This is a genomic window from Streptomyces sp. NPDC048111, from assembly GCF_043202815.1.
Classification (GTDB): domain Bacteria; phylum Actinomycetota; class Actinomycetes; order Streptomycetales; family Streptomycetaceae; genus Streptomyces.
This window is the reverse complement of the sequence record NZ_JBIDBD010000009.1, coordinates 133,319-160,152: the sequence shown is the minus strand read 5'-3', so window position 1 is coordinate 160,152 and position 26,834 is coordinate 133,319. Positions and strand designations below refer to the sequence as shown.

At 70.3% G+C, this 26,834-nt stretch carries 25 protein-coding genes; 9 read left to right on the top strand and 16 right to left on the bottom strand.

Annotated features, from left to right (window positions below; translation table 11 throughout):
• Positions 1–53 precede the first annotated feature (53 nt).
• The 4 genes from ACGF3I_RS17970 to ACGF3I_RS17955 all read right to left on the bottom strand — a co-directional run bounded on the left by ACGF3I_RS17970 (position 54) and on the right by ACGF3I_RS17955 (position 4,216).
• Positions 54–1,679, bottom strand: a complete 1,626-nt coding sequence (locus ACGF3I_RS17970; RefSeq protein ID WP_393133039.1) for a cytochrome bc complex cytochrome b subunit — start codon at positions 1,677–1,679, stop codon at positions 54–56.
• Positions 1,676–2,725, bottom strand: coding sequence for a Rieske 2Fe-2S domain-containing protein (locus ACGF3I_RS17965; protein ID WP_393133037.1), 1,050 nt, complete (start codon positions 2,723–2,725; stop codon positions 1,676–1,678). The genes ACGF3I_RS17970 and ACGF3I_RS17965 overlap by 4 nt, the downstream gene beginning before the upstream one ends.
• On the bottom strand, positions 2,722–3,531 hold the full coding sequence (locus ACGF3I_RS17960; protein ID WP_261711001.1) for a c-type cytochrome: 810 nt from the start codon (positions 3,529–3,531) through the stop codon (positions 2,722–2,724). Before ACGF3I_RS17960 ends, ACGF3I_RS17965 begins: the two co-directional genes overlap by 4 nt.
• Positions 3,532–3,595: 64 nt before the next feature.
• Positions 3,596–4,216, bottom strand: a complete 621-nt coding sequence (locus ACGF3I_RS17955) for a heme-copper oxidase subunit III (protein ID WP_053727713.1) — start codon at positions 4,214–4,216, stop codon at positions 3,596–3,598.
• Positions 4,217–4,403: 187 nt separating this feature from the next.
• On the opposite strand from ACGF3I_RS17955, the gene ACGF3I_RS17950 reads away from it, so the two are divergent.
• Positions 4,404–4,805: a hypothetical protein gene (locus ACGF3I_RS17950; RefSeq protein WP_393133034.1), complete on the top strand. Its 402-nt coding sequence runs from the start codon at positions 4,404–4,406 to the stop codon at positions 4,803–4,805.
• A gap of 2 nt (positions 4,806–4,807) precedes the next feature.
• Here ACGF3I_RS17950 and ACGF3I_RS17945 read toward each other — a convergent pair whose 3' ends face one another.
• From ACGF3I_RS17945 to coxB, 4 genes are all read right to left on the bottom strand, one after another.
• Positions 4,808–6,061, bottom strand: coding sequence for an Ig-like domain-containing protein (locus tag ACGF3I_RS17945; protein ID WP_393133032.1), 1,254 nt, complete (start codon positions 6,059–6,061; stop codon positions 4,808–4,810).
• 116 nt (positions 6,062–6,177) lie between these two features.
• Positions 6,178–6,576, bottom strand: a complete 399-nt coding sequence (locus tag ACGF3I_RS17940; protein WP_393133030.1) for a cytochrome c oxidase subunit 4 — start codon at positions 6,574–6,576, stop codon at positions 6,178–6,180.
• Positions 6,573–8,315, bottom strand: coding sequence for a cytochrome c oxidase subunit I (gene ctaD / locus ACGF3I_RS17935; protein ID WP_393133028.1), 1,743 nt, complete (start codon positions 8,313–8,315; stop codon positions 6,573–6,575). Before ctaD ends, ACGF3I_RS17940 begins: the two co-directional genes overlap by 4 nt.
• Entirely contained in the window at positions 8,312–9,277 is a 966-nt protein-coding gene (coxB, locus tag ACGF3I_RS17930; RefSeq protein WP_393133026.1) for a cytochrome c oxidase subunit II, read from the bottom strand. Before coxB ends, ctaD begins: the two co-directional genes overlap by 4 nt.
• Before the next feature lie 273 nt (positions 9,278–9,550).
• Here coxB and ACGF3I_RS17925 point away from each other — a divergent pair, with 273 nt between their 5' ends.
• Positions 9,551–10,930 carry a cysteine desulfurase/sulfurtransferase TusA family protein gene (locus ACGF3I_RS17925; RefSeq protein WP_393133024.1) on the top strand — a complete coding sequence of 460 codons (1,380 nt, stop codon included), beginning with the start codon at positions 9,551–9,553 and terminating at the stop codon, positions 10,928–10,930.
• A gap of 81 nt (positions 10,931–11,011) precedes the next feature.
• Here the strand turns inward: ACGF3I_RS17925 and ACGF3I_RS17920 are convergent, their stop codons facing one another.
• The gene (locus ACGF3I_RS17920) at positions 11,012–11,986 is read right to left on the bottom strand and encodes a carbohydrate kinase family protein (protein ID WP_393133023.1); all 975 of its coding nucleotides are present in this window, start codon (positions 11,984–11,986) and stop codon (positions 11,012–11,014) included.
• Positions 11,987–12,117: 131 nt separating this feature from the next.
• Here ACGF3I_RS17920 and ACGF3I_RS17915 point away from each other — a divergent pair, with 131 nt between their 5' ends.
• Together ACGF3I_RS17915 and ACGF3I_RS17910 are read left to right on the top strand one after the other, a co-directional pair.
• Positions 12,118–12,324: a hypothetical protein gene (locus tag ACGF3I_RS17915; RefSeq protein ID WP_393133021.1), complete on the top strand. Its 207-nt coding sequence runs from the start codon at positions 12,118–12,120 to the stop codon at positions 12,322–12,324.
• A gap of 125 nt (positions 12,325–12,449) precedes the next feature.
• Positions 12,450–13,955 (top strand): hypothetical protein, encoded by a 1,506-nt coding sequence (locus ACGF3I_RS17910; RefSeq protein WP_393133019.1) that lies wholly within the window; start codon positions 12,450–12,452, stop codon positions 13,953–13,955.
• A 97-nt stretch (positions 13,956–14,052) separates the two neighbouring features.
• Here the strand turns inward: ACGF3I_RS17910 and ACGF3I_RS17905 are convergent, their stop codons facing one another.
• Entirely contained in the window at positions 14,053–14,409 is a 357-nt protein-coding gene (locus ACGF3I_RS17905; protein ID WP_030933606.1) for an iron-sulfur cluster assembly accessory protein, read from the bottom strand.
• 308 nt (positions 14,410–14,717) lie between these two features.
• On the opposite strand from ACGF3I_RS17905, the gene nadA reads away from it, so the two are divergent.
• A complete protein-coding gene (gene nadA / locus ACGF3I_RS17900; RefSeq protein WP_393133017.1) occupies positions 14,718–15,944 on the top strand; it encodes a quinolinate synthase NadA in 1,227 nt (408 codons plus the stop codon).
• A gap of 108 nt (positions 15,945–16,052) precedes the next feature.
• On the opposite strand, the gene ACGF3I_RS17895 is transcribed toward nadA, so the two are convergent.
• The 5 genes from ACGF3I_RS17895 to ACGF3I_RS17875 form a co-directional block, all read right to left on the bottom strand.
• Entirely contained in the window at positions 16,053–19,172 is a 3,120-nt protein-coding gene (locus tag ACGF3I_RS17895) for an efflux RND transporter permease subunit (protein WP_393133015.1), read from the bottom strand.
• 195 nt (positions 19,173–19,367) lie between these two features.
• Positions 19,368–20,060 (bottom strand): response regulator, encoded by a 693-nt coding sequence (locus ACGF3I_RS17890; RefSeq protein ID WP_393133013.1) that lies wholly within the window; start codon positions 20,058–20,060, stop codon positions 19,368–19,370.
• Positions 20,057–21,277: a sensor histidine kinase gene (locus ACGF3I_RS17885; RefSeq protein ID WP_393133011.1), complete on the bottom strand. Its 1,221-nt coding sequence runs from the start codon at positions 21,275–21,277 to the stop codon at positions 20,057–20,059. The genes ACGF3I_RS17890 and ACGF3I_RS17885 overlap by 4 nt, the downstream gene beginning before the upstream one ends.
• Positions 21,278–21,322: 45 nt before the next feature.
• Positions 21,323–21,601 carry a hypothetical protein gene (locus ACGF3I_RS17880; protein ID WP_393133009.1) on the bottom strand — a complete coding sequence of 93 codons (279 nt, stop codon included), beginning with the start codon at positions 21,599–21,601 and terminating at the stop codon, positions 21,323–21,325.
• Between the two features lie 19 nt (positions 21,602–21,620).
• Positions 21,621–22,415 carry a PspA/IM30 family protein gene (locus ACGF3I_RS17875; RefSeq protein WP_393133007.1) on the bottom strand — a complete coding sequence of 265 codons (795 nt, stop codon included), beginning with the start codon at positions 22,413–22,415 and terminating at the stop codon, positions 21,621–21,623.
• Between the two features lie 264 nt (positions 22,416–22,679).
• On the opposite strand from ACGF3I_RS17875, the gene ACGF3I_RS17870 reads away from it, so the two are divergent.
• The 3 genes from ACGF3I_RS17870 (at position 22,680) to ACGF3I_RS17860 (ending at position 25,278) form a co-directional block, all read left to right on the top strand.
• Entirely contained in the window at positions 22,680–23,276 is a 597-nt protein-coding gene (locus tag ACGF3I_RS17870) for a DUF3043 domain-containing protein (RefSeq protein WP_393133005.1), read from the top strand.
• A gap of 86 nt (positions 23,277–23,362) precedes the next feature.
• A complete protein-coding gene (locus tag ACGF3I_RS17865; protein WP_393133192.1) occupies positions 23,363–24,070 on the top strand; it encodes a class I SAM-dependent methyltransferase in 708 nt (235 codons plus the stop codon).
• Between the two features lie 113 nt (positions 24,071–24,183).
• Positions 24,184–25,278, top strand: coding sequence for a S1C family serine protease (locus ACGF3I_RS17860; protein WP_393133003.1), 1,095 nt, complete (start codon positions 24,184–24,186; stop codon positions 25,276–25,278).
• A 46-nt stretch (positions 25,279–25,324) separates the two neighbouring features.
• Here ACGF3I_RS17860 and ACGF3I_RS17855 read toward each other — a convergent pair whose 3' ends face one another.
• Entirely contained in the window at positions 25,325–25,534 is a 210-nt protein-coding gene (locus ACGF3I_RS17855; RefSeq protein ID WP_328313343.1) for a hypothetical protein, read from the bottom strand.
• A 79-nt stretch (positions 25,535–25,613) separates the two neighbouring features.
• On the opposite strand from ACGF3I_RS17855, the gene ACGF3I_RS17850 reads away from it, so the two are divergent.
• Positions 25,614–26,810: a bifunctional adenosylcobinamide kinase/adenosylcobinamide-phosphate guanylyltransferase gene (locus ACGF3I_RS17850; RefSeq protein ID WP_393133001.1), complete on the top strand. Its 1,197-nt coding sequence runs from the start codon at positions 25,614–25,616 to the stop codon at positions 26,808–26,810.
• The last annotated feature ends 24 nt before the right edge of the window (positions 26,811–26,834 follow it).

Genomic DNA, 26,834 nt, shown 5'->3' with positions numbered 1-26,834 from the left:
TGCGGGGGCCGGGCCGGAGCCTCGGTTGTGGCGACCGACAGGTCGGGCGGGGATCAGTGGTGGCCGTGGCCGCTCGTGATCTCCTCGTACTCCTCGGCCGTCGGCTTGGGAATCTGGTTCCCCTCGCCGTAGTAGCCCTTGCTGAGCTTGGCGCGCACCTTCTGGACCCGCGAGATCTTGCGGGCCACACCGTTCTCGTCGGTCTCGGGACCGAGTTCGACCGGCTTGTACTGCTCGTGCGCGGTGAGCTTGTAGCGCGCACCGGCGTCCAGCGGCTCGTGCACCTCGATGAACTCGCCGTGCGGCAGCCGCTTGATGATGCCGGACTCACGTCCGTGCAGCACCTTCTCGGCGTCGCGCCGCTGCAGACCCAGGCAGATCCGCTTGGTGGCGATGAACGCGAGGACCGGGCCGACGAAGAACGCGATCCGCACGAACCAGGTGATGACGTTGATCGAGAGGTGGAAGTGCGTCGCCCAGAGGTCGTTTCCACCACCCACGAGCAGCACCAGGTACCAGGTGATCCACGCGACACCGAACGCGGTGCGGGTCGGCGCGTTGCGCGGCCGGTCCGCGATGTGGTGCTCGCGCTTGTCCCCGGTGATCCAGGACTCGATGAACGGGTACACCGCGATGGTCGCGAGGACCAGCGGGAAGATCACCAGCGGGATGAACACACCCAGGACGAGCGTGTGGCCCCACAGGTTGATCTCCCAGCCCGGCATCACTCGGATGAGGCCTTCGGAGAAGCCCATGTACCAGTCGGGCTGGGCGCCGGTGGACACCTGGTCCGGCCGGTAGGGGCCGATCGCCCAGATCGGGTTGATCGAGGCGATCGCCGCGACGACCGCGATGACGCCGAAGACCAGGAAGAAGAAGCCGCCCGCCTTCGCCATGTACACCGGGAGCAGCGGCATGCCGACGACGTTCTTGTTCGTCCGGCCGGGGCCCGCGAACTGGGTGTGCTTGTGGTAGAAGACCAGGATCAGGTGGGCCACCATCAGGCCGAGCATGATGCCGGGCAGCAGCAGGATGTGGACCGAGTAGAACCGGGCCACGAAGTCGCCGCCGGGGAACTCTCCGCCGAACAGGAAGAACGAGAGGTACGTGCCGACGATCGGCACGGACAGGATCGCGCCCTCCATGAAGCGGACACCGGTGCCCGAGAGCAGGTCGTCCGGCAGCGAGTAACCGGTGAAGCCGGTGAACATGCCGAGGACGAACAGCAGGAAGCCGAACAGCCAGTTGACCTCGCGCGGCTTGCGGAAGGCGCCCGTGAAGAACACGCGCATCATGTGCACGAACATGCCGGCGAGGAAGATCAGCGCCGCCCAGTGGTGGATCTGCCGGATCAGCAGACCACCGCGCACGTCGAAGCTGATGTGCATGGTCGAGTTGAACGCCTCGGACATGTGCATGCCCTGCAGCGGCACGTACGAGCCGTCGTAGACGACCTCGTTCATGCTCGGGTGGAAGAACAGCGTCAGATACACACCCGTGAGGATGATGATGATGAAGCTGTACATGCAGATCTCGCCGAGCATGAAGGACCAGTGGTCCGGAAAGATCTTGCGCATGTTGGCCTTGGCCAGGGAGTAGATCCCGAGCCGGCCGTCCGCCCAGTCCGCGATCCGCTCACCGGCGGGCGCTTCGCGCCGTGCGTCTGTCGTGGTGCTCATCCGCGCTCCCAGAAGGCAGGACCGACGGGCTCTTCGAAGTCGCCGAGCGCTTCGAGGTAACCCTCGTCATTCACGCCGATCCGCAGCTGCGGAAGGGCGTGACCGGCCGGGCCGAAGATGACGCGGGCGCCGTCGGAGAGGTCGAAGGTGGACTGGTGGCACGGGCAGAGCACGTGGTGCGTCTGCTGCTCGTACAGGGAGATCGGGCAGCCGACGTGGGTGCAGATCTTCGAGTAGGCGACGATGCCCTGGTGCGACCATTCGAGCTCGCGCTTGTCCTTGATGTCCTCCGGCTTGATCCGGACGAGCATCAGGGCGGCCTTGGCGATCTGCGTCTGGAAGTCCTCCGCGTCCTCCTCCAGGCCCTCGGGCTTGGCGAAGGTGAGGGAACCGACCAGCAGGTCCTCGGGGCGCAGCGGCTCGTTGGTGTTCATGTTGATCAGGGCCTTGCCCTTGGACCACATGGTGTGCCGCAGCTTGTCCTCGGGCAGCGTGCCCAGGTCGCGCAGCAGCATCACACCGGAGAGCGGCACCATGGCCAGCGCGCCGAACATGGTGTTGCGGATCAGCTTGCGGCGTCCGAAGCCGGACTCGGCCGCGCCCTGCTTGAAGTCGGCCAGGACCTGCGCCTTGACCTCCGGCGGGGCCGCGATCTCGTGTCGCTCGGCCGGCATCTCGACGTCCGACATCAGGGTGCGGGCCCAGTGGACCGCGCCCGCGCCGATGCAGAACAGCGCCACGCCCAGGGTCAGACCCAGGGCGAAGTTGAGGACGCTGACGTGCCCGAACGGGAAGATGAAGACGATCTTGTCGACCGGGAAGATCACGTACGAGGCGATGAAGCCGACCGTCGCGACCATGGACAGGAAGAACAGGAACGCGACCGCACGCTCGGAACGCTTGGCGGCCCGCTCGTCGATGTCCTGGACGCGCGGCTTGTGGGCCGGCAGTCCCGGGTCGGCGAACGGGTCGCCCGCGGTCTCTACCGCGCCGTGCGCGGTGGCCTGCGCTTCAGGCAGGCTCTCGGAATTCTCTTGGCTACTCATGACTTCTTGGCCTTAGCGGTGTGGGCCGCGACCCAGATGGCTACTGCGATGAGGGCACCCAGACCGAAGATCCAGCCGAACAGACCCTCGCTGACCGGGCCGAGCCCGCCGAGCTTGAGGCCACCGGGGCTCGCGGACTTGTCGCTGTTCACGGCGTGCAGGTACGCGATGATGTCCTGCTTCTGCTTCTGCGGCATCGTCGTGTCCGGGAAGGACGGCATGTTCTGCGGGCCGGTCTGCATGGCCTCGTAGATGTGCTTGGGATCCACGTCCTCCAGGCTGGGGGCGAACTTGCCGTTGGTCAGCGCACCGCCCTCACCCGTGAAGTTGTGGCACTGGGCGCAGTTGGTGCGGAACAGTTCGCCGCCCTTGGCGACGTCGGCACCGCTCGGGTTGTACTGCGAGTCGGTCGGCACGCTCGGACCGGCGCCCAGCGAGGCCACGTACGCGGCGAGCTGGTCGATCTCGGACTGCGAGTAGATGACCTTCTTCTTCGGCACCTGGGCGCCGGGCTGCTGCGCCGGCATACGGCCGGTGCCGACCTGGAAGTCCACCGCTGCGGCGCCGACGCCGACCAAGGAGGGGCCGTCAGAGGTGCCCTGACCGCCGGTTCCGTGGCAGCTGGCGCAGCCGACGGAGTAGAGCTTCTTGCCCTCGTCGATGGCGAGGGACTGGGCGGTTTCGTCAGCCTGTGCCTTGCCCGCGGGCGCGAACGCGGCGTACAGCCCCCCGGTGGCCGCCAGCGCGAGGAGTAGGACGACGACCGCCGCCAGCGGATGGCGTCGTCGTGCGGAGAGCTTTTTCACGGATTACCCCGGTGTCAGGATCTTCTGCGTCGATGCTGGATGTGGTGCGGACCTACGGGCCCGGTTACTGGATCAGGTAGATCGTGGCGAAGAGGCCGATCCACACGACATCGACGAAGTGCCAGTAATAGGACACGACGATGGCCGCGGTCGCCTGCTCGTGGGTGAACCTCTTGGCCGCGTACGTCCTGCCCAGAACCAGCAGGAAGGCGATCAGGCCGCCCGTCACATGCAGTCCGTGGAAGCCCGTGGTCAGGTAGAACACCGAGCCGTACGGGTCGGAGGACAGCGAGAGGCCGTCCTTCTTCACCAGCTCGGTGTACTCGAAGACCTGGCCGCCGATGAAGATCGCACCCATCACGAACGTGATGATGAACCAGGTGCGGAGCTTCTTCACATCGCCCCGCTCCGCGGCGAAGACGCCGAGCTGGCAGGTGAGGGAAGAGAGCACCAGGATCGTGGTGTTGGTCGCCGAGAACGGAAGGTTCAGGGACGACGCCATTTCGGACCAGTGCGCGGCACCCGTTACCGATCGCAGAGTGAAGTACATCGCGAAGAGGGCCGCGAAGAACATCAGCTCGGAACTCAACCAGATGATGGTTCCGACGCTGGTGAGGTTCGGCCGATTGACCGACGGGTGCGCGTGCCCGGTTTCTACTGTCGTTGCTGTCGCCACGACCGACATTATGTCGGTCGCTTATCCCGCCCTCACTCCGGGGGGTGCCGTTCGGTGTGTCAGCGGCGTATGCAGGGCCCGAACGGCCCATCGAAGGGCTGTCCGAACCGGTGTTGACGGGCAGTCGGACGGAGTAGCATCCGCGCATCGGTTCATGACCCAACGTCGGCGAAAGCGCCGGACCTTCGGAGGATCCATGCAGTCGAGCGCCACCGTTCTGGTCTACAGCGACGACGCGAACACCCGCGCCCAGGTGCGGCTCGCGGCCGGGCGCAGGCCCGCGGCGGACGTGCCGCCCGTGGAGTTCCTGGAGTGCGCGACGCTGCCGGCGGTGCTCAAGGAGCTGGAGCGCGGCGGCATCGACGTCTGTGTGCTGGACGGGGAGGCCGTGCCGGCGGGCGGCATGGGGGTCTGCCGGCAGATCAAGGACGAGGTCTTCCAGTGCCCGCCGGTGCTGCTCCTCATCGGCCGCCCGCAGGACGCCTGGCTGGCCACCTGGAGCCGCGCGGACGCCGCGGTGACCCTGCCGGTCGAGCCGGTCGAGTTCGCGGACGCCTTGGCCTCCCTGGTGCGCAAGCGGCTTGCCGTGGGTGCCTGACCTCACACTCCCGGCCGCAGCCGGGCGGAGTCGACCCTGCTCTGCCCGGCCTTGACGTCCGCCGCGATGACACTGCCGGCCCGCCACTTGTCCCAGGCCACGTTCCAGTCGCCGAAGCCGTTGTCGAACGGCGTCATGTCATCGCCGATGCTGTTGACGACGGTGACGATGTCGCCCTCGTTGATGTTCTCGAAGAACCAGGCGGCGTTGCCGGTGCTCATGCCCGTACAGCCGTGGCTGACGTTCTCGGCGCCCTGCGAGCCGACCGACCAGGGCGCGGCGTGCACGTACTCACCGCTCCAGGTGACCCGCGTGGCGTAGTAGACGGGCAGGTCGTAGGCGTCCGCGCTGCCGGCCGAGATGCCGACGGTCGTCCCGCGCATACGTACGAAGTACTGCTTGCCCAGGACCACCTTGACGCCGTTGCGGGTGGCGAAGCCGGGCTTGCCGGTGGTGACCGGAATGGTATTGATCACTTCGCCGTTGCGTTTGACCGTCATGGTGTGCGCCGAGGCGTCCGTGATGGCCTCGATCCGGTCGCCCGTGGTGATCTTCAGGGGCTTGGACGCGCCGCCGTAGAGCTTGTCGGCGATCTTCACGCCCTCCAGGTTGGAGTGCACGTTGATGGTGGCGTGGGTGGGCCAGTAATCCTTGGGCCGGTAGTGCAGGACCTTGTCGTCCACCCAGTACCAGGCGCCCTCGACCGAGGGCGAGGACTCCACCTTCAGGGCCCGCTCCACGACCGCGCGGGCCGCCTTGTCCTTGACGGGTTTGCTGAGTTGCGCCGTGATGGGCTGTCCGACGCCGTACTTGCCCGCGTCCGGGCCGAACTGCACCTCCACGGCGTCCTTGGCCGCCTCGGTGTCGAACGTCAGCGTGCGCAGCCCTGGGGAGCCGTCCTCGTTCTCGGTGGACACCTTCACGGTGTAGTGCGCGCCGGCCACCAGCGGGGCCGTGGAGTGCCAGCGGCTGCCGTCGGCGGTCAGTTCGCCCGCCAGATAGCGCCCGTTGCCGTCGACGGCCGTGACGTCCGTGAGACGGCCGTCCTTGCCCTTGGCGGTGATCTCCAGGGGCTTGTTGGGGTCGGCCTTCTGACTGCCCGCCGGGCCGTTGTACGCGACCTGTCCGGCCGCGTCGTACGGCTTCGCCGACAGCGGGTTGCCGTGGGACCCGCCGCACCCCGTGGCCCCCACACCGAGGGACAGGACCAGGAGGGTGCAGCTCACTACGGTGGGGATGCGCGGTGCGTGGCTCATGAGCACACGCTATGAAGGTTTGTCAGCCACGGCGCGCCGGGTGACTGCAAATGAGGGGCCCTCCGTCCCGGTACGAGACGGAGGGCCCCTCTTGGCGCAGTGCGGCGTGCGGGAACCTACTGGTTCTGGTTCTCGCCGCGGTAGTACTCGAACACCCAGCCGTAGATGCCGACCAGGATGAGCGGCGCCGAGAAGTACAGCAGCCACCAGCCCATGGCGATCGCGAGGAACGCCAGGGCGCCGCCGATGCCGAGCGCGAGCGGCTGCCAGGAGTGCGGCGAGAAGAACCCGACCTCACCGGCGTCGTCCGCGACGTCGGCCTCCTTGTTGTCCTGGGCGCCCACGTCGACCCGCCGGGCCGTGAAGGCCAGGTAGAAGCCGATCATGACGCTCAGGCCGAAGGCCATGACGAGCGCGGTGGTTCCGGCCGCCTCCTTGGACCACACGCCGTACACGACGGCCATGACCAGGATGAAGGCGGACAACCACAGGAACATCTTGCCCTGGATCTTCACTTCCCGGCCTCCTTGCCACCGGACAGCATGTGGTCACCGTGCACGTCGCCGTGGTTCTCGAGCTGGTCGAGGGCCGCGATCTCCGGGTGGTGGAGGTCGAAGGCCGGCGATTCCGAGCGGATGCGCGGCATGGTGACGAAGTTGTGCCGCGGCGGCGGGCAGGAGGTCGCCCACTCCAGCGAACGGCCGTAACCCCACGGGTCGTCGACCTCGATCTTCTTGCCGTACTTGGCGGTCTTCCAGACGTTGTAGAAGAACGGCAGGATCGACAGACCGAGCAGGAACGAGGAGATCGTCGAGATCGTGTTCAGGGCGGTGAAGCCGTCGGCGGCCAGGTAGTCCGCGTAACGCCGCGGCATGCCCTCGACGCCCAGCCAGTGCTGGACCAGGAACGTGCCGTGGAAGCCCACGAACAGCGTCCAGAACGTGATCTTGCCGAGCCGCTCGTCCAGCATCTTGCCGGTGAACTTCGGCCACCAGAAGTGGAATCCGGAGAACATCGCGAAGACCACGGTGCCGAAGATGACGTAGTGGAAGTGCGCGACGACGAAGTACGAGTCGGAGACGTGGAAGTCCATCGGCGGCGAGGCCAGGATGACGCCGGTCAGACCGCCGAAGGTGAAGGTGATCAGGAAGCCGATCGCCCACAGCATGGGTGTCTCGAAGGACAGTGAGCCCTTCCACATCGTGCCGATCCAGTTGAAGAACTTCACGCCGGTCGGTACGGCGATGAGGAACGTCATGAAGGAGAAGAACGGCAGGAGCACGCCACCGGTGACGTACATGTGGTGCGCCCACACGGTCACGGACAGACCCGCGATCGCGATGGTGGCGCCGATCAGGCCGCTGTAGCCGAACATCGGCTTGCGGCTGAACACCGGGATCACTTCGGAAATGATTCCGAAGAAGGGCAACGCGATGATGTACACCTCTGGATGGCCGAAGAACCAGAAGAGGTGTTGCCACAGCAAGGCGCCGCCATTACTGGCGTCGAAGACATGCGCACCGAACTTGCGGTCCGCCTCCAGGGCGAACAGCGCGGCCGCGAGGACCGGGAAGGCCAGCAGGACCAGCACACCGGTCAGCAGGACGTTCCAGACGAAGATCGGCATGCGGAACATCGTCATGCCGGGCGCGCGCATGCAGATGATCGTGGTGATGAAGTTGACCGAGCCGAGGATCGTGCCGAAGCCCGAGAAGGCCAGACCCATGATCCACATGTCGGCGCCGACACCCGGCGAGCGGACGGCGTCCGACAGCGGGGAGTAGGCGAACCAGCCGAAGTCGGCCGCACCCTGCGGGGTGAGGAAACCGCCGACGGCGATGGTCGAGCCGAAGAGGTAGAGCCAGTAGGCGAACATGTTCAGCCGCGGGAACGCCACGTCGGGCGCGCCGATCTGCAGCGGCATGATCCAGTTCGCGAATCCGGCGAACAGCGGCGTCGCGAACATCAGCAGCATGATCGTGCCGTGCATCGTGAACGCCTGGTTGAACTGCTCGTTCGACATGATCTGCGTGCCGGGACGGGCGAGTTCGGCGCGCATGAAGAGCGCCATGATGCCGCCGATGCAGAAGAACGCGAACGACGTGACCAGATACATCGTGCCGATCGTCTTGTGATCAGTGGTGGTCAGCCACTTGATGACGACGTTTCCCGGCTGCTTGCGCCGGACCGGCAGCTCGTTCTCGTACGAGTCGTCTGCTGCCGCGGCACCCTGAGGTTCGTTGAGGATGCTCACAGTTTGTTCGTCTCCGCGTTCTTGGCGGGGTCGGTCTGGGCGATGCCCGCCGGCACGTAGCCGGTCTGGCCCTTCGCCGCCAGCTCCTTGAGGTGCTGCTGGTAGCGCTCCGGGGAGACGACCTTCACGTTGAAGAGCATGCGCGAGTGGTCGACGCCGCAGAGTTCGGCGCACTTGCCCAGGAAGGTGCCTTCCTGGTTCGGCGTGACCTCGAACGAGTTGGTGTGACCCGGGACGACGTCCTGCTTCATCAGGAACGGAACGATCCAGAAGGAGTGGATGACGTCGCGCGAGGTCAGCACGAAGCGGACCTTCTCGCCCTTCGGCAGCCACAGGGTCGGGCCCGGGTTTCCGGTCTGCGGGTTACGGGTGCCGGGGATGCCGACGTCGTAGACACCGCCCGCGTTCGCGGGGAAGTCGTTCTTGAACCGGTCCGGAATGGCTTCCAGGTTCGGGTCCGTCTTGGCGTTGCCCTTGACGCCGGGCACGTCCTCGACGTAGTTGAAGCCCCAGCTCCACTGATAGCCGACCACGTTGACCGTGTGGGCGGGCTTCGGGGACAGAGCCAGGAGCTTCGATTCGTCGCGTGCCGTGAAGTAGAAGAGCACGGAGACGATGATCAGCGGAACCACGGTGTACAGCGCCTCGATGGGCATGTTGTACCGGGTCTGCGGGGGTACCTCGACCTTGGTGCGGCTGCGCCGGTGGAAGATGACGCTCCACAGGATCAGGCCCCAGACCAGCACGCCCGTGGCGAGCGCAGCCGCCCACGAGCCCTGCCAGAGGGACAGGATCCTGGGAGCCTCTTCCGTCACCGGAGTGGGCATACCAAGTCGAGGGAAGTCTTTCCAGTTGTACGAGCAACCGGATGCTGTCGCCAGGACCAGGCCCGCAGTCAGCACCTGCGGCAGCTTCCGCCGCATCGGGCGCCGCGACGAGCGGTCGGAGCCGTTGGGACTCACGTAGCGCCTTCCCGAGAGTCTCGCCCGCGGTGGTCGGCTACGGCCGTCTCGCTGGTCGGTCGCCGCCCTGGCACACGGGCAGGGGTTTGGATGTTTATGCGGACCAAACCCTACTGGACGCTATTTGGGGTCGCGCGGGGAGGGTGCCCAACGCGCCGTCCGAGTCCCCGAAGGGGTGGAGCCGCGGTGGAATCCCGGGCTCCGGGAGCCATCTGACGGCCCCTCGCCCCGGCCGCCGCCGCCCGCCGCCCCGGCCGGGGTTAGCGTGGCCGCGTGCCCTATTTCGACGCGGCCTCCTCGGCCCCCCTGCACCCGGTCGCCCGCCAGGCCCTGCAAGCCTCCTTGGACGAGGGATGGGCCGATCCGGCCCGTCTGTACAAGGAGGGACGGCGTGCCCGGCTGCTCCTGGACGCGGCGCGCGAGGCCGCCGCTGAGGCCGTCGGCTGCCGCCCGGACGAGCTCAGTTTCACCGGTTCGGGGACCCGTGCGGTGCACCTCGGAATTTACGGATCCTTGTCCGGGCGTCGGCGTGTCGGGCGGCACCTGGTGGTGTCCGCGGTCGAACACTCCTCGGTCCTCCATTCGGCCGCCTCGCACGAGGCGGACGGCGGTTCGGTGACCGAGGTCGCGGTGGACCGCACGGGCCGGGTCTCCCCCGGCGCGTTCGCCGACGCCCTGGTGCCCGGCACCGCGCTCGCCTGCCTCCAGTCCGCCAACCACGAGGTGGGCACGGTCCAGCCGGTGGCGGAGGTGGCCGAGGCGTGCCGGGCCGCACAGGTACCGCTGCTGGTGGACGCGGCGCAGTCGCTGGCGTGGGGGCCGGTCGAGGGCGCCTGGTCGGTCCTGGCGGCCAGTGCCCACAAATGGGGCGGTCCGGCCGGGGTCGGGCTGCTGGCGGTGCGCAAGGGCGTCCGGTTCGCGCCCCAAGGCCCGGCGGACGAGCGGGAGTCGGGGCGGGTGCCCGGCTTCGAGAACATCCCGGCGATCGTGGCGGCGGCGGCCTCGCTGCGCGCGGTACGGGCGGGGGCCGAGGCCGAGGCGGCGCGGCTGCGGGTCCTGGTGGACCGGATCCGGGCCCGGGTCGCGGAGCTGGTCCCGGACGTGGAGGTGGTGGGCGATCCGCTGCGGCGGCTGCCGCATCTGGTCACCTTCTCCTGTCTCTATGTCGACGGAGAGACGCTGCTGCACGAACTCGACCGGGCGGATTTCTCCGTTTCCTCCGGTTCGTCCTGTACGAGCAGCACCCTGACGCCCAGCCATGTGCTGCGCGCCATGGGGGTGCTGAGCGAGGGCAACGTGCGGGTGTCGCTGCCGGTCGGCACCACGGCCGACGACGTCGAGCGCTTCCTCGGGGTGCTGCCGGGCGTGGTCGCGTCCGTCCGTACGCGCCTGGGGGCGCCGGCCGCCGCCTCAGGGCCGGGCCACGCCGAGGAGGTCACGGTGGACTCGCTCGGCCGGCTCTGCCCGGTCCCGGTCATCGAACTGGCCAAGGCCATCGGGCAGGTGCCCGTCGGCGGGGTCGTGACGGTGCTCGCCGACGACGAGGCGGCGCGCCTGGACATCCCGGCGTGGTGCGAGATGCGGGAGCAGGAGTACCTGGGCGAGCACCCGGCGGACGGCGGGACCGCCTACCGGGTGCGCCGCACGAGCTGAGGCCCGGGCCCGCACGAGCTGAGGCCCGGGGCCGGACCAGCCGGGTCCCGGGCCGCACGGGCCCGGGCCGGGCGCGAGGTCCTACTGGAGGTGGGCCCGCACCTCGGCCGCGGCCTCGTCGCCGTAGGCCTTGGTGAAGCGGTCCATGAAGTGGGCCCGGCGCAGGGTGTACTCCTGGGTGCCCAGCGTCTCGATGACGAGAGTGGCCAGCATGCAGCCGAGCTGGGCCGCGCGCTCGTGGCCGACACCCCAGGACAGGCCGGTCAGGAACCCGGCGCGGAAGGCGTCGCCCACGCCGGTCGGGTCGACCTTGGCCTCCTCCTCGGGGCAGCCCACCACGATCGGCTCGGCGCCGACCGCGTCGATGCGCACCCCGCGCGAGCCGAGGGTGGTCACCCGGTGGCCGACCCTGGCGAGGATCTCCTCGTCGCTCCAGCCCGTCTTGGACTCGATGAGGCCCTTCTCGTACTCGTTGGAGAAGAGGTACGTGGCGCCTTCGAGCAGGGTGCGGATGTCGTCGCCCGACATGCGCGCGATCTGCTGCGAGAAGTCGGCCGCGAAGGGGATGCTCCGCGCCTTGCACTCCTCGGTGTGGCGCAGCATCGCCTCCGGGTCGTCGGCGCCGATCAGCACCAGGTCGAGGCCGCCCACCCGGTCGGCGACCGACTTCAGTTCGATCTGGCGGGCCTCGCTCATCGCGCCCGTGTAGAAGGAGCCGATCTGGTTGTGGTCCGCGTCGGTGGTGCACACGAAGCGGGCGGTGTGCAGGACTTCGGAGATCCGCACCGAGCCGGTGTCGACGCCGTGCCGGTCGAGCCAGGCGCGGTACTCGTCGAAGTCGGAGCCGGCCGCGCCGACCAGGATCGGGTTGCCGCCGAGCTGGCCCATGCCGAAGCAGATGTTGGGACCGACACCGCCACGGCGTACGTCGAGGTTGTCGACCAGGAAGGAGAGGGAGACCGTGTGCAGCTGGTCGGCGACCAGCTGGTCGGCGAAGCGGCCGGGGAAGGTCATGAGGTGGTCGGTGGCGATGGAGCCGGTGACTGCGATACGCACGGCGAGGGCGCTCCTGAAGGGGGACGGCGATGACAGTTCACGCTACCGGGTCGCCCCGGGCCGGCCGACCGGCGGAAACTACCCAATAGTAGGTCTTTCTGCGCACGGCTCCCCTGCGTACGGTGCGAAGCATGGAAACCAAGCTGAACAGCGGGCACATGGTGGCGACGGATCAGGGTCTCGCGGCGCTGCGCGCGGACGGTCTGCGGATGGCTCCGCACTGGGTGGTGCCGGCGGCCAAGGCGCCCGCGCCCGTGCCGCCGTCCCTGATCCACGGTGTGTCCGTACCCGCCGCCTCGGTACGGCTGATCGCGGGGATGTCCGAATACGGGGACTGAAACGGCCTGATCACACGGCTGCGCACAGCTGCGGCGCGCGGCAGGGAACCGTGCGCCCCCCTGCTCCGTCCAAGGGGCGTCCCTCGTAAGGGGGATGCGGGATACGACTGGACAGGAGCGATCTGGTGAGCAGCGAGCACACGCAGGACGAGCCCCGGCAGCGGCGTTCGCGGCGGTCTGCCGTGATCCTGGCCGCGGCCGCCGTCGCCGTGCTGGCCGCGGGAGGCGGCGGGGCGTACTGGGCCTCGACGGCTTCCTCCGGCGGTCACGGCACGCCCGGCGCGGACGGCGCACCGCCGCCGCTCGCCCTCGACAGCGCCCCCGGGGGCGGCGGCACGGGCGGCACCGACGGCGCCACCCCCAGGGGCAACGGGATCGCGCCGGGCGAGCCGGACCCGAACGGCGTGGTCTACCGGGCAACGGTCAAGCTGCCCGAGGGCCCGGGCAGCGCGTCCGTCCACCGGCCGCGCGGCACGGTGTCCGAGGCCGATGTGGACCGGCTGGCCCGGGCGCTCGGCATCGAGGGCACGGCACGCCTGGAGGGCGGCAGCTGGCGGGTGGGCGCCACCAAGGACGGTTCCGGTCCGACCCTGACGGTCAGTCAGAAGGCGCCCGGAACCTGGTCGTTCGCGCGCTTCGGCAGCGGCGGCACGGACAACTGCCCCAAGGGGAAGATGTGTCCGATGCACACCACCGGCGCGGACACCGGCGCCGGCGCGAGCTCGGCCGGCCCGGTCGACCCGCAGACGGCCAAGGCCGCCGCGGCCCCCGTCCTCAAGGCGCTCGGCCAGGACGACGCCAAGCTGAACGCCGACGAGATCCTCGCCTCGGCCCGTGTGGTCAACGCCGATCCGGTGGTCGACGGGCTGCCCACGTACGGCTGGACGACCGGCATCCAGGTCGGCGCCGGGGGTCAAGTGGTGGGCGGCAGCGGGCAGTTGAAGACGCCGGACAAGGGCGACAGCTATCCGGTGATCAGCGCGGACAAGGCGCTGGCGCAGCTCAACAGCCACCCCGGGCAGAAGCAGCCCGAGGACTGCACGGGCCCGGTGCCGCAGGACGGGCAGCCCACCAAGGGACGGCTGCCGAGCGACCCCCAGGGCAACATCAAGCCGTGCGGGCAGCGGCCCGCGCCCTCGACCGTCGCGATCGACGGAGCGGTCTTCGGGCTCTCCTCGCAGTTCGTGGACGGCGCCCCGGCGCTCGTGCCCTCGTGGCTGTTCCATGTGAAGCCGGACGCGGGAAGCCCGTTCACCATCACCACCCCCGCGGTGGCGCCCGAGTACATCGCCAAGCCCCCGGCCCCGCCGACCGGGGCACCCGTACCGGCCCCCTCGGGTTCGGCCACCGCGCCGGGCGCGCACGGCCAGGCCCTGGACTCCTACTCCCTCGCCGCGGACGGGCGCACCCTGAACGTGACGTTCTGGGGCGGGGTGTGCAGTACGTACACGGCGACCGCGGACGAGAACGGTGACGGGGTGCGGGTCAAGGTGACCGGGCAGACCACGGACCCGAAGAAGATGTGCGTGGCGCTCGCCAAGCAGCAGACCGCGCAGGTGCGGCTGCACGAGTCGCTCGGCGCCCGCACGGTGCTGGACGCGGACACCGGCAACGAGCTGCCGAAGAAGTAGCGCGCCCGGCGCGGGACGCGCGGACAGCACGAAGGCGGGTGCCCCCTCGGAATCGGGGGGGCACCCGCCTTCGCGTGGCCGAAGGGCCGGCGCGCGACTAGCTGAAGGAGTCGCCGCAGGCGCAGGAGCCCGTCGCGTTCGGGTTGTCGATCGTGAAGCCCTGCTTCTCGATGGTGTCCACGAAGTCGATCGAGGCGCCGCCCAGGTACGGGGCGCTCATGCGGTCGGTGACGACCTTGACGCCGTCGAAGTCCTTCACGACGTCGCCGTCGAGCGAACGCTCGTCGAAGAACAGCTGGTAGCGCAGGCCGGAGCAGCCGCCGGGCTGAACGGCGACACGCAGCGCCAGGTCGTCCCGGCCTTCCTGCTCAAGGAGGCCCTTGACCTTGGCCGCGGCGGCGTCGGACAGGAGGATGCCGTCGCTCACGGTGGTGGTCTCGTCCGATACGGACATCTGCTTCTCTCCCGGGTTGTACGGAGACTGCTTGCCGACGGTTGCAACCGGCGGGGCCCCGGATTCATTCCGGGTTCTTCTCTTTCATGCTCGCACACGCGGGGGCGGGCGGGAAAAGCCCTGGGGACGACCCTGCCTCCGGAGGGGCCGGGGCGGGCCCGGGGCCGGGTGCGTCACATCGACGCTATGGCCATCGTCAAAGTGACGTGAAGCAGTTATGATAGATAGCGTCATTTAGACGAAAACCCCCGGTGTTTCCACCGGGACCACTGGAGCGGCTCCGCCGCACTGCTCAGGAAACAGAAAGGGTGCGTGACGTGACCACCGCCCAGCCCCGTCAGGACCTCGCCGGCCCCGTCGAGCTCGACGTCCGGCCGACGCCGCTCGCGCTGCTCCTGCTCGGCCGCGAGGCCGACCCCAAGAGCGAGCGCGGCGTGGAGTGCCCCGGCGACCTTCCGTCACCCTCCGACCCGGACCTGGTGGCGCGGGCCCGTGCGGCCAAGGCGAAGCTCGGGGACAAGGTCTTCATCCTCGGGCACCACTACCAGCGCGACGAGGTCATCGAGTTCGCCGATGTGACGGGTGACTCCTTCAAGCTGGCCAAGGACGCCGCCGCGCGTCCCGAGGCCGAGTACATCGTGTTCTGCGGTGTGCACTTCATGGCCGAGTCGGCGGACATCCTGACCGGCGACGACCAGAAGGTGGTCCTGCCGGACCTCGCGGCCGGCTGCTCGATGGCCGACATGGCCACCGCCGAGCAGGTCGCCGAGTGCTGGGACGTGCTGACCGAGGCCGGGGTGGCCGACCAGGTCGTGCCCGTCTCGTACATGAACTCCTCGGCCGACATCAAGGCGTTCACCGGCAAGCACGGCGGCACCATCTGCACCTCCTCCAACGCCGAACGCGCCCTGAACTGGGCCTTCGAGCAGGGCGAGCCCGGTTCGACGAAGGTGCTGTTCCTGCCGGACCAGCACCTGGGCCGCAACACCGCCGTCCGCGACCTCGGCATGTCCCTCGAGGACTGCGTGCTCTACAACCCGCACAAGCCGAACGGCGGGCTCACCGTCGAGGAACTGCGCGCCGCCAAGATGATCCTGTGGCGCGGGCACTGCTCGGTGCACGGCCGCTTCTCGCTGGACTCGGTCAACGACGTCCGCGAGCGCATCCCGGGCGTGAACGTGCTGGTGCACCCCGAGTGCAAGCACGAGGTCGTGGCCGCGGCCGACTACGTCGGCTCGACGGAGTACATCATCAAGGCCCTCGAGGCCGCCCCCCGCGGCTCGAAGTGGGCGATCGGCACCGAGCTGAACCTGGTGCGCCGCCTGGCCAACCGCTTCGCCGCGGAGGACAAGGAGATCGTCTTCCTCGACAAGACGGTCTGCTTCTGCTCGACCATGAACCGCATCGACCTGCCGCACCTGGTGTGGACGCTCGAATCGCTGGCCGACGGCAAGCTGATCAACCAGATCCAGGTCGACCGGGAGACCGAGAGCTTCGCCAAGCTCGCCCTGGAGCGGATGCTGGCGCTGCCGTAGCCGCCTCGGATCCTCGTACGGCGAAGGGCCGCCCCCTCGTGAGGGGGCAGCCCTTCGCCGTCGCGGCCGGGCGGGGCGGGCGCGGGCCCGCTCCGCCCGGCACGGGGGTCAGGCGTTGGCCGGCTCGCGGTCGCCGGAGTCGTCCGACGCCGTGGCGGAGCCCGCCTTCTTCGCGCGCCTGGCCGCCTTCTTCGCGGCCTTGCGCTCCTTGCGCAGCTCGACCATCGCGTAGAGCGTCGGCACCAGCAGGAGCGTCAGCAGGGTCGACGTGATCAGACCACCGATCACCACGACCGCGAGCGGCTGGGCGATGAAGCCGCCCTCGCCCGTGACGCCGAGCGCCATCGGGAGCAGCGCGAAGATCGTCGCCAGTGCGGTCATCAGGATCGGGCGCAGCCGGTGACGGCCACCCTCGACGACCGCCTCGACCACGCCGAGGCCCTGTTTGCGGTACTGGTTGATCAAGTCGATCAGGACGATCGCGTTGGTCACCACGATGCCGATCAGCATCAGCATGCCGATCATCGCCGGGACGCCCATCGGGGTGCCGGTGGCGATCAGCAGGCCGATCGCGCCGGTGGCCGCGAACGGGATGGCGACGAGCAGGATCAGCGGCTGGATCAGCGACCGGAACGTCGCGACCAGGAGCATGAAGACGATGGCGATGGCGGCCAGCATCGCCAGGCCCAGGTTCTTGAACGCGTCCGACTGGTCGGAGGAGACACCGCCGATGGAGGCGGTGGCGCCGGCCGGCAGCTTCAGGTCCTTGATCTTGGCCTGGAGGTCGGTGCTGACCTTGCCGGTGTTGTCGCCGACCGGCGTGCCGGTGATGGTCGCCGAGCGGGCGCCGTCGATCCGGGTCATCGAGACCGGCCCCGGCACCAGCTTCACCTCGGCGATGTCACCGAGCCTGACCGGGCCGAGCGACAGGTTCTTGAGCTGGTCCACGGTCGTGGCCGGGTCGGGCGCGGTGATGTACACGTCCCGCTCGGTGTCGCCCATGATCGCCTTGGTGACCTGGGTGCCGCGCACCTGCTGGGCGACCGCGAGGCCGAGGGTGGCCTGGTTGAAGCCGGCCTCGGCCGCCTTCTCGTTGGGCTGCACCGAGACCCGCGGCACGCTCTGCGCCAGGTCGCTCTGGACGTCGCTGACGTCCTTCAGGCCCGCGACGGCCTGGCGCACCTGCTCCGAGGCCTTCTTCAGGACGTCGCCGTCGGCCGCCTTGACGACCACGCTCAGGTCCTGACTGCCGAAGCCGCCGTTGGACGAGATGGAGGGGTGGCCCGGCTGGTTCTTGAGCGCCGCCTCCAGGCGGTCGTGCGCCTTGTCGTAGTCGTCCGCGCTCTTCAGCGTCACCGTGTACGAGGCCTGGTTGGCGCCGGTGCCGCCGCCGAAGGCCGCCATGAAGCCGGAGGAGCCGACGGTGACCTGGTAGCTCTTGACCGCCGGGTCGGCGGCGAGGATGCGCTCGATGTTCTTGGACGCCGCGTCCGCCGCGTCCAGGCTGGTGCCCGGGGCCAGTTCCTGCTTGATCGACAGCGTGTCCTGATCGCCCTGGTCGAAGAAGTTGGTCTTCAGCAGGCCGGCCATGCCGAACGTGCCGATCAGGACGACGACGGCGATCAGCACGCTGGTGAGGCGGCGCCGGGTCGCGAAGCGCAGGACCGGGACGTAGAAGCGCTGGAGGCGGGACCTGTTCTCCTTCTCCTCGGCCCGGCGGCGCGCCTCGTCCGGGTCGATGCCCTGGATGGACTTCGGCGCGCGCAGGAACCAGAACGACAGGACCGGGACCACGGTCAGGGACACGAGGAGCGAGGCCAGCAGGGCCGCGGTGACGGTGAGGCTGAACGAGCCGAACAGCTCGCCCACCATCCCGCCGACCAGGCCGATCGGCAGGAAGACGGCGACGGTGGTGAGCGTCGAGGACGTGACCGCGCCGGCCACCTCCTTGACCGCCGTCAGGATCGCCGAGTGGCGCTCCTCGCCGTAGCCGAGGTGGCGCTTGATGTTCTCCAGGACCACGATCGAGTCGTCGACGACCCGGCCGATCGCGATGGTGAGCGCCCCCAGCGTCAGCATGTTGAGCGAGAGGTCCTGCGTCCACAGGACGATCAGCGCGAGGACCACCGACAGCGGGATGGAGACCGCGGTCACCAGGGTGGAGCGGATCGAGGCGAGGAACAGCAGGATCACCAGGACGGCGAAGAGCAGGCCGAGCGCGCCCTCGGTGGTCAGGCCGGAGATGGCCTTGGAGACCTGCGGGCCCTGGTCGGAGACGACGGTGAGCTCGGCGCCGGAGCCGAGGTCCTTGCGCAGATCGGGCAGCTTGTCCTTGACGGCCCGGGAGATCGCGACGGCGCTGCCGTCGTGGTCCATGGTGGCCATCACCGCGAGGCTGGGCCTGCCGTTGGTGCGGGTGATGGAGACCCGCTGCGAGGGCTGCTGCTTGACGGTGGCGATGTCGCCGAGGCGGACCGGGGCGCCCTGCTGCGGCTTGATCCGCAGGTCCTCGATCTGCTTCAGGGAGGTGTACGGGGCGCCGACCTGGACGGTACGGCTCTTGCCGTCCTCCGAGAACGAGCCGCCGGGGACCGTGGCGCCGCCCGCCTTCAGCGCGTCACCGAGGGCCGCGGTGGTGAGCCCGGCCTGGGCGAGCTTCTTCGCGTCCGGCGTGACATCGACCTGGAGGTCCTGGACGCCGTCGACGCTGACGCGGCCGACGCCCTTGATGTCCTCCAGGACCGGGACGACCGTGCGGTCCAGCTGGTCGGCGAGCGCCTGCTGGTCCTTGTCGGAGGTCACCGCGAGCACCACGGTCGGCATGTCGTCGGTGGAGCCGGCCACGACTTGCGGATCGACCTCGGAGGGGATCTGGGTGCGGGACCGGTTGACCGCCTGCTGGATGTCGGCGACGAGCTGCTTCGTGCCGGTGCCGAAGTCGAAGGTCGCCATGATCACGGCATTGCCCTCGGAGGCCGTGGACGTGATGCCCTTGACTCCGCTGACGGCCTTGATGTTCTTTTCGAGCGGCTCGACGACCTGCTTCTCGACCACGTCGGGGGACGCGCCCTGATAGGGGGCGAGCACCGACACCATCGGCAGTTCGATGGTGGGCAGCAGCTGCTGCTTGAGCTGCGGAATGGCGATCGCCCCGAAGACGATCGCGACGATCGACATCAGGCCTATCAGGGCCCGTTGTGCGAGGCTGAATCTTGACAGCCAGGACATGGGTGGGTCTCTCTTCTGTGGCGTGCGAGCGGCGGTACCGAGCAGGCGGCCGGCCCGCGGTCACGCGGCGCATCACCCGGGAAGACCCGGCCCCCGCCTACCACCCTCCGCCATGGGAGGGGTGCGATTCCTCGCTCCCAGGTCCCTTTCCTTATCCCGCGCATACCGCAGCCGCAGTACGCCGCACTCCACCCTTCAGTCCACCCGTGGGCGGACCAGGCCCGATTCGTACGCGATGACCACCAATTGGGCCCGGTCGCGGGCGCTCAATTTGGCCATCGCCCTGTTGACGTGGGTCTTGACCGTGAGCGGGCTGACGGTGAGGCGCTCGGCGATCTCGTCGTTGGAGTGGCCGCCCGCCACCTGGACCAGCACCTCGCGCTCGCGGACCGTCAGCGCGGCCAGCCGCTCGCCGTGGCGCCGCGGGTCCACCCCGTCGTCGTCCCAACTGCCGCCCTGGGCAAGGAAGGTGGTGATCAGGCCCTTGGTCGCGGCCGGGGAGAGCAGCGCCTCACCGGCCGCCGCGACCCGGATCGCGCCGAGCAGTTCGTCGGGTTCCGCGCCCTTGCCGAGGAAGCCGGAGGCACCGGCACGCAGCGACTGCACCACGTACTCGTCGACCTCGAAGGTCGTCAGCATCACCACGTGGACGGTGGCCAGCGCCGGGTCGGCGGTGATGGCGCGGGTGGCGGCGAGGCCGTCGGTGCCCGGCATCCGGATGTCCATCAGGACGACGTCGGGCAGCGTCGCCCGCACCACGTCGACCACCTCGGCGCCGTCGGCGGCCTCGCCCACCACGCGCATGTCCGGCTCGGAGTCGACCAGGACGCGGAACGCCGAGCGCAGCAGTGCCTGGTCGTCGGCGAGTACCACCTTGATCGTCGTCATGACGTGCCCTCCCCCGTGGCCCCGGTCTCCGCGGCCTTGACCGGCAGTATCGCCTGCACGCGGAAGCCGCCGCCGTAGCGGGGTCCCGCAGTGCAGCTGCCGCCGAGCGCGCCCACCCGCTCGCGCATCCCCAGCAGACCGTGCCCGCCGCCGTCGCCGCCCGCGCCGGTCCCGTTGCCGTTGTCGATGACGGTGATCTCGGTGTGCGGCCCGACCCGTACGACGCTCACCTCCGCGCGGGCGCCGGGCCCCGCGTGCTTGCGCACATTGGTCAGCGCCTCCTGGATGATCCGGTAGGCCGCGAGGTCGACGGCTGCGGGCAGCGGGGCGTGATCGGTGCGGGCGAGTTCCACGGGCAGGCCGGCGCGCCGGAAGGTGGCGAGCAGATCGTCCAGGACGGCGAGGCCCGGGGCGGGTTCGGTGGGGGCCGCAGGATCGCCGGACTGGCGCAGCAGGCCCACGGTGGAGCGCAGTTCGTTCAGCGCGCAACGGCTGGCCTCGCGCACATGGGCGAGTGCCTCCTTGGCCTGGTCGGGCCGCTTGTCCATGACGTGCGCCGCGACGCCGGCCTGCACATTGACGAGAGCGATGTGGTGGGCCACCACGTCGTGCAGATCGCGGGCGATGCGCAGGCGCTCCTCGGCGACCCGGCGCCTGGCCTCCTCCTCGCGGCCGTGCTCGGCCCGCTCGGCGCGTTCGCGGATGGCGTCGACGAAGGCCCGTCTGCTGCGCACCGCGTCCCCGGCGGCCGCGGCCATGCCCGTCCAGGCGAAGATCCCCACGTGCTCCTGGGAGTACCAGGGCGGGGCGCCGAAGAGCATGGCCGTGCCGGTGAGCACCACCATGGTGAGCACGCCGACCCGGTAGGTGGTGGGGCGGTCGGTGTGGGCGGCGACGGTGAAGAGGGCGATCACGGCGCTCATCGCCACCGGCGCCGGCGGGTCGCCCAGGCTCAGCTCGACCATGGCGAGCGCGCCCGTGCAGCCGAGCACGGCCATGGGCCGGCGCCGGCGCAGTACCAGGGCGGCGGCGGCCAGGACCATCAGGACGAGGGACAGCGGGCCGGGGGCGCGGGTGCCGAAGGTGGGCCCGTTCGGCCCGTGCGGGTCGGCGAAGGAGCCGAGGACCATGCACAGCAGGACGCCGATGGCGAGCGCGGCGTCCAGGGCCAGTGGATGCGCCCGCAGCCAGGGCCGGGCACGGTCGAGGGAGGTCACGGTCACCTACCGTACGGGGGCCGGGGCCCCCGCCCGGCCCGGCCGTCAGCCCGGGATCAGGCCGTCGTCGCTGAGCATCTCCCGGACCTCGTCCAGCGTCGCGTCGGGGCTCGGCAGGATCAGCTCGGACGGTTCGAGCGCGTCGTCGGGCAGCGGTTCGCCGAGGCGGCGCACCGCGTCGAGGAGCGCGCCCAGGGTGCGGCGGAAGCCGCTCTCGTCGCCGTCCTCCATCTGGGCGAGGAGGTCGTCGTCGAGCTTGTTGAGCTCGGTGAAGTGGCTGTCCGCCAGCTTCACCTGGCCCTCCCCCATGATCCGGACGATCATGAACGTCTCCTGCCGTCGGTCACTGCTTGTCGAAGCGCGGGCTCTGCTGCGGGGCCTGGTCCTGAGGAGCGGCGGCGCCGCCCTCGATGGCCTGCTTCCCGGCGGACCCGCCGCCCATCAGCTCGGCCTTCATCCGCTGCAGTTCCAGCTCTACATCCGTACCACCGGACAGCCGGTCCAGCTCGGTCTGGATGTCGTCCTTGGCGAGGCCCGACTGGTCGTCGAGGGCGCCGGAGGCGAGCAGTTCGTCGATCGCGCCGGCCCGCGCCTGGAGCTGCGCGGTCTTGTCCTCGGCCCGCTGGATGGCCATGCCGACGTCGCTCATCTCCTCGGAGATGCCCGAGAAGGACTCCGCGATCCGGGTCTGCGCCTGGGCCGCGGTGTACGTCGCCTTGATCGTCTCCTTCTTGGTGCGGAAGGCGTCGACCTTGGCCTGGAGGCGCTGGGCCGCGAGGGTGAGCTTCTCCTCCTCGCCCTGCAGCGTCTGGTGCTGCGTCTCCAGGTCGGTGACCTGCTGCTGGAGCGAGGCGCGGCGGGACAGGGCCTCGCGGGCCAGGTCCTCGCGGCCGAGCGAGAGGGCCTTGCGGCCCTGGTCCTCCAGCTTGGAGGACTGGCTCTGCAGCTGGTTGAGCTGCAGTTCGAGACGCTTGCGGGAGGTCGCGACGTCCGCGACGCCGCGGCGCACCTTCTGGAGCAGCTCCAGCTGCTTCTGGTACGAGTAATCGAGGGTCTCGCGAGGGTCCTCGGCCCGGTCAAGGGCCTTGTTCGCCTTCGCGCGGAAGATCATCCCCATACGCTTCATGACACCGCTCATGGGCTTCGCGCGCCCCCTTCTGACGGACTCCAGCTCCAGCTGCTGCAACAGAACCCACAGTACGGGCCCTGCATCCATTACCGCACTGTTCGGGCGGCGATGCGCTCATCCCCAAGGACGACTGCGCCCGCCGCCGATCCGGCGCAGGGAGTAGGTGAACCTCGGGGAAGCCGTGCATCCGCCCCTGCTGGGGACGCAAGGCGTTGTGGGATCGTTCCCCACCGGCCTGGGGTCCATGCCGGGTACCCCGTACCCTTGGGGATTGTGTTCCGTAGCCGTTCCAACGCAGAGAAGGCCCCCACCGACAAGGTGACGGCGGACCTCTCCACAGCGCCCCGCGACCCCGAGGCCCCCAAGGGGCGCCCCACTCCCAAGCGGAGTGAGGCCCAGACGCAGCGCCGCCGTGCCTCGACGGTGCCGACCGACCGCAAGGAGGCCGCCAAGCGCCAGCGCGAAGCCCGCCGGGTCGACATGGCCAAGCAGCGCGAGGCGCTCGCCAATGGCGACCAGCGCTATCTGCCGGCCCGCGACAAGGGCCCGGTGCGCAAGTTCACCCGTGACTTCGTCGACTCCCGGTTCTCGGTCGCCGAGATGTTCCTGCCGCTCGCGGTGATCATCCTGGTGCTCTCGATGATCCGCATCGGCAGCCTGCAGAACATCTCGCTGCTGCTGTGGCTCGTGGTGATCGTGCTCATCGTGCTCGACTCGATCGGTCTCGCCTTCCGCCTGAAGAGGGCGCTCGCCGCCCGCTTCCCGGACGAGTCGAAGAAGGGCGCCGTCGCCTACGGTCTGATGCGCACGCTCCAGATGCGCCGTCTGCGGCTGCCCAAGCCGCAGGTCAAGCGCGGAGAGCGGCCCTGAGCGGCAAACCGTCCGGGTTCGCCGGCGCCTCCGGCGCCTGGCTCGGGGGCCTCGGCGGGTTGCGCAACGTGGTGCGCCAGGAACTCGTGGCGCGCCACCTCGACGAGCAGATAGCCGGGCGCTTCCCGGTGGGCCTGCGCCTGCGCGTCCTGGACGTCGGCACGGGCCAGGGCACCCAGGCGCTGCGCCTGGCCCGCGCGGGCCATTCGGTGACCGGCCTGGAGTCCGACCCCGAGATGCTGAAGGTGGCCCGCGAGGCGCTGGCCACCGAGCCCGAGGGCATCCGCGAGCGGGTCCGTCTGATCGAGGGCGACGGCCGCGAGACCGGTGTGCACTTCCTGCCGGGCTCCTTCGACGTGGTGCTCTGCCACGGCGTCCTGATGTACGTCCAGGAGCCGGACGCGATGCTCGCGGGCCTGGCCCGGATGCTGGCCCCCGGCGGCCTCCTGTCGCTGCTGGTGCGCAACGCGGACGCGCTGGCCGTGCGGCCGGGCCTCGCCGGGGACTGGGCGGGCGCCCTCGCGGCCTTCGACACCGACTCGTACACCAACCGGCTCGGCCTGCCGGTGCGGGCCGACCGGCTCGCCGCGCTGACCCGCACCCTCGACGGGATCGCGGCGCCGCTGCACACCTGGTACGGGGTGCGGGTGTTCACCGACAACGTGCCGAACAGCGCGGAGCTGCCGGGCGCCGACGAGCTGGACCGGCTGCTCGCGGCCGAGGACCGGGCGGGCCGCACCGACCCCTACCGTCAGGTCGCGGCGCTGCTGCACCTCTTCGGCGTACGGGGCTGACGCGCGGCGTACCGCGGCGGGGCGCGGGTGGCCATCGGCGGACACCCGGGGCCGCGGTACCTGATCGGGCGCACCGACGGGCCGTCATATCGGACCAAAGGGATACTCCTGCCATGGATGCGTCCCTTCGCCCCGTCCGTACCCGCCGCGCGGTCCTTCCGGCGGCCGCCGCCGTCACCGCCCTGCTGCTGGGCGGCTGTTCGGGCCAGGGCTCCCCCGCGGCCTCCGCGCCGGGCCGGGCCGCGAGCGCATCGGCCGCCCAGCGGGGCGGCGCCGCCACCGCGACCGCTTCGCTCCAGAGCGACTACCAGCGCGTCATCAAGGACGTACTGCCGTCGGTCGTGCAGATCGACGCGTCCAACAGCCTCGGCTCGGGGGTGGTCTACGACAACCAGGGCCACATCGTCACCAACGCCCATGTGGTCGGCAAGGAGCGGGCTTTCAAGGTGTCGACGTCCGGGAGCGGCGCGGCCGTCACCGCCCGGCTCGTGTCGTCCTATCCCGAGCAGGACCTCGCCGTGATCAAGCTCGACACGGTTCCCGACGGTCTGCGGCCCGCGCGGTTCGGTGACGCGGCCAAGGTGGAGATGGGCCAGATCGTCCTCGCGATGGGCTCCCCGCTCGGCCTGTCCTCCAGCGTCACCCAGGGCATCGTGTCGGCGACCGGCCGCACGGTCTCCGAGGGCAGCGCGGGCGGCGGGACCGGCGCCACCATCGCGAACATGGTGCAGACCTCGGCCGCGATCAACCCGGGCAACAGCGGCGGCGCGCTGGTCGACCTGGCCGGCGAGGTCATCGGCATCCCCACGCTGGCCGCGACCGACCCGGACATGGGCGGCGGCGCGGCCCCCGGCATCGGCTTCGCGATCCCGGTGTCGATGGTCAGGACGGTGGCCGACCAGATCATCAGGAGCGGCCGGGTCACCGACTCGGGCCGGGCGGCGCTCGGCATCACCGGCCGCACCGTGGTCGACTCCGGCTATCAGCCCTCCGGGGTCGCCGTCGTGCAGGCCCAGGCGGGCGGGGCCGCGGCGAAGGCCGGCCTCAGGCCCGGCGACGTCATCACGAAGCTCGGCGGCACCGAGATCGCCACCATCACCTCGCTCACCGAGGCACTGGCCGGGGACAAGCCGGGCCAGAAGGTTCAGGTGACGTACACGCGGGACGGCGCCGCCAGGACCGCCGAGGTCACGCTCGGCGAGATCTGACCCGGCCGGGCGGGCCGGGAGCGCGGGGCGCCCCCGGCCGGACGCCTCAGGCCTGCTCGGCGTGCAGGCTCATGGGGCCGTAGATCTTCGTGCCGTCCTCGAAGAGGAAGACCTGGTCGGCCCCGCCCTCGAGGAGGTCCTTCCACACCTCGCCGATCCAGGACTCCGCATCGCCCTGGGTCGTGAACTCCTCCGGCGCCACCGCCGGCTCGACCTCCGTACCGTCCGACTTCTCGAAACGCCACGTCCACGCCATGTCCGCCTCCTGGGTCACGTTGCTGCCCGCAGCGTAACCGGGCGCGCAAGAGGGCCGGTTACGCGGGAGGATCGTGCCTGTGGAACTGACTCTCCTCGGCACCGGGGCCCCCGCCGGCCTGCCGCGCCCCGACTGTCCCTGCGCCGCGTGCGCCGTGGCCCGCGGCTTGGACGCCCGCGCCGCGACCGCCCTGCTCGTCGACGGCGCCCTGCTGCTCGACCTCACCCCGGGCGCGGCGCTCGCCGCCGCCCGCGCCGGGCACTCGCTCGCCGGGGTGCGCCAGGTGCTGCTGACCCATCCGCACGACGGGCCCGCGGTGGAGCTGCCGCCCGGGCTCCCGGCGGCCGGGCGGGTGCCGGACGGCCGCAGGCTGACGCTGATCAGCGGGCACCGGGTGCGCGCCGTGCCGCTCGACTCACCCGGGACCGGGTACGAGGTGACCTCGCCCGACGGCGAGCGCCTGCTCTATCTGCCGCCCGGCGGCGCCCCCGCGGGCCAGGGCGAGGTGCGGCCGTACGACATGGTGGTGGCCGACGTGTCCGGCCGTCCCGACGCGCTGGCGCGGCTGCGCGCGGCCGGCGGCATCGGTCCCGCGACCGATGTGATCGCCGTGCACATCGACCACGACGTGCCGCCCGGGCGGGAGTTGGCGCGCCGGCTCGCGACCCTCGGCGCGCGGGCGGTGCCGGACGGCACCACGCTGCTCGTCGGCGAGTACCACGCGGTGCCCGATCTGCCGCGCCGCGCCCTGGTGCTCGGCGGCGCCCGCTCGGGCAAGTCGGTGGAGGCGGAGCGCCGTCTGGCGGGCTTCGCGCAGGTCGTGTACGTGGCGACGGGCGGCGGGAGGGAGGGCGACGCCGAGTGGGCGGCGCGGATCGGTCTGCACCGCGAACGCCGGCCCGCGAGCTGGCGCACCGAGGAGACCTGCGAACTCGCCCCGCTGCTGGGCGAGTCGGGCCCGCCGCTGCTGATCGACTGTCTGGCGCTGTGGCTGACCGACGCGATGGACCGGGTCGGCGCCTGGGACGACGAGAAGTGGGCCGCGGGCGGCGAGCGGGCCCTGCGCGAGCGCACCGCCGAACTCGTCACGGCGATACGGGAGACGACCCGCACCGTGGTCGCGGTGAGCAACGAGGTGGGCTCGGGCGTGGTGCCCGCGACCTCTTCGGGACGGCGCTTTCGCGACGAACTCGGGCGCCTGAACGCGGCGTTCGCGGCGGAGTGCGAACAGGTGCTGCTCGTCGTCGCGGGCCAGGCGCTCCCGCTGCGCGGCTGATGTCCACCCGCTGACGGTACTGTT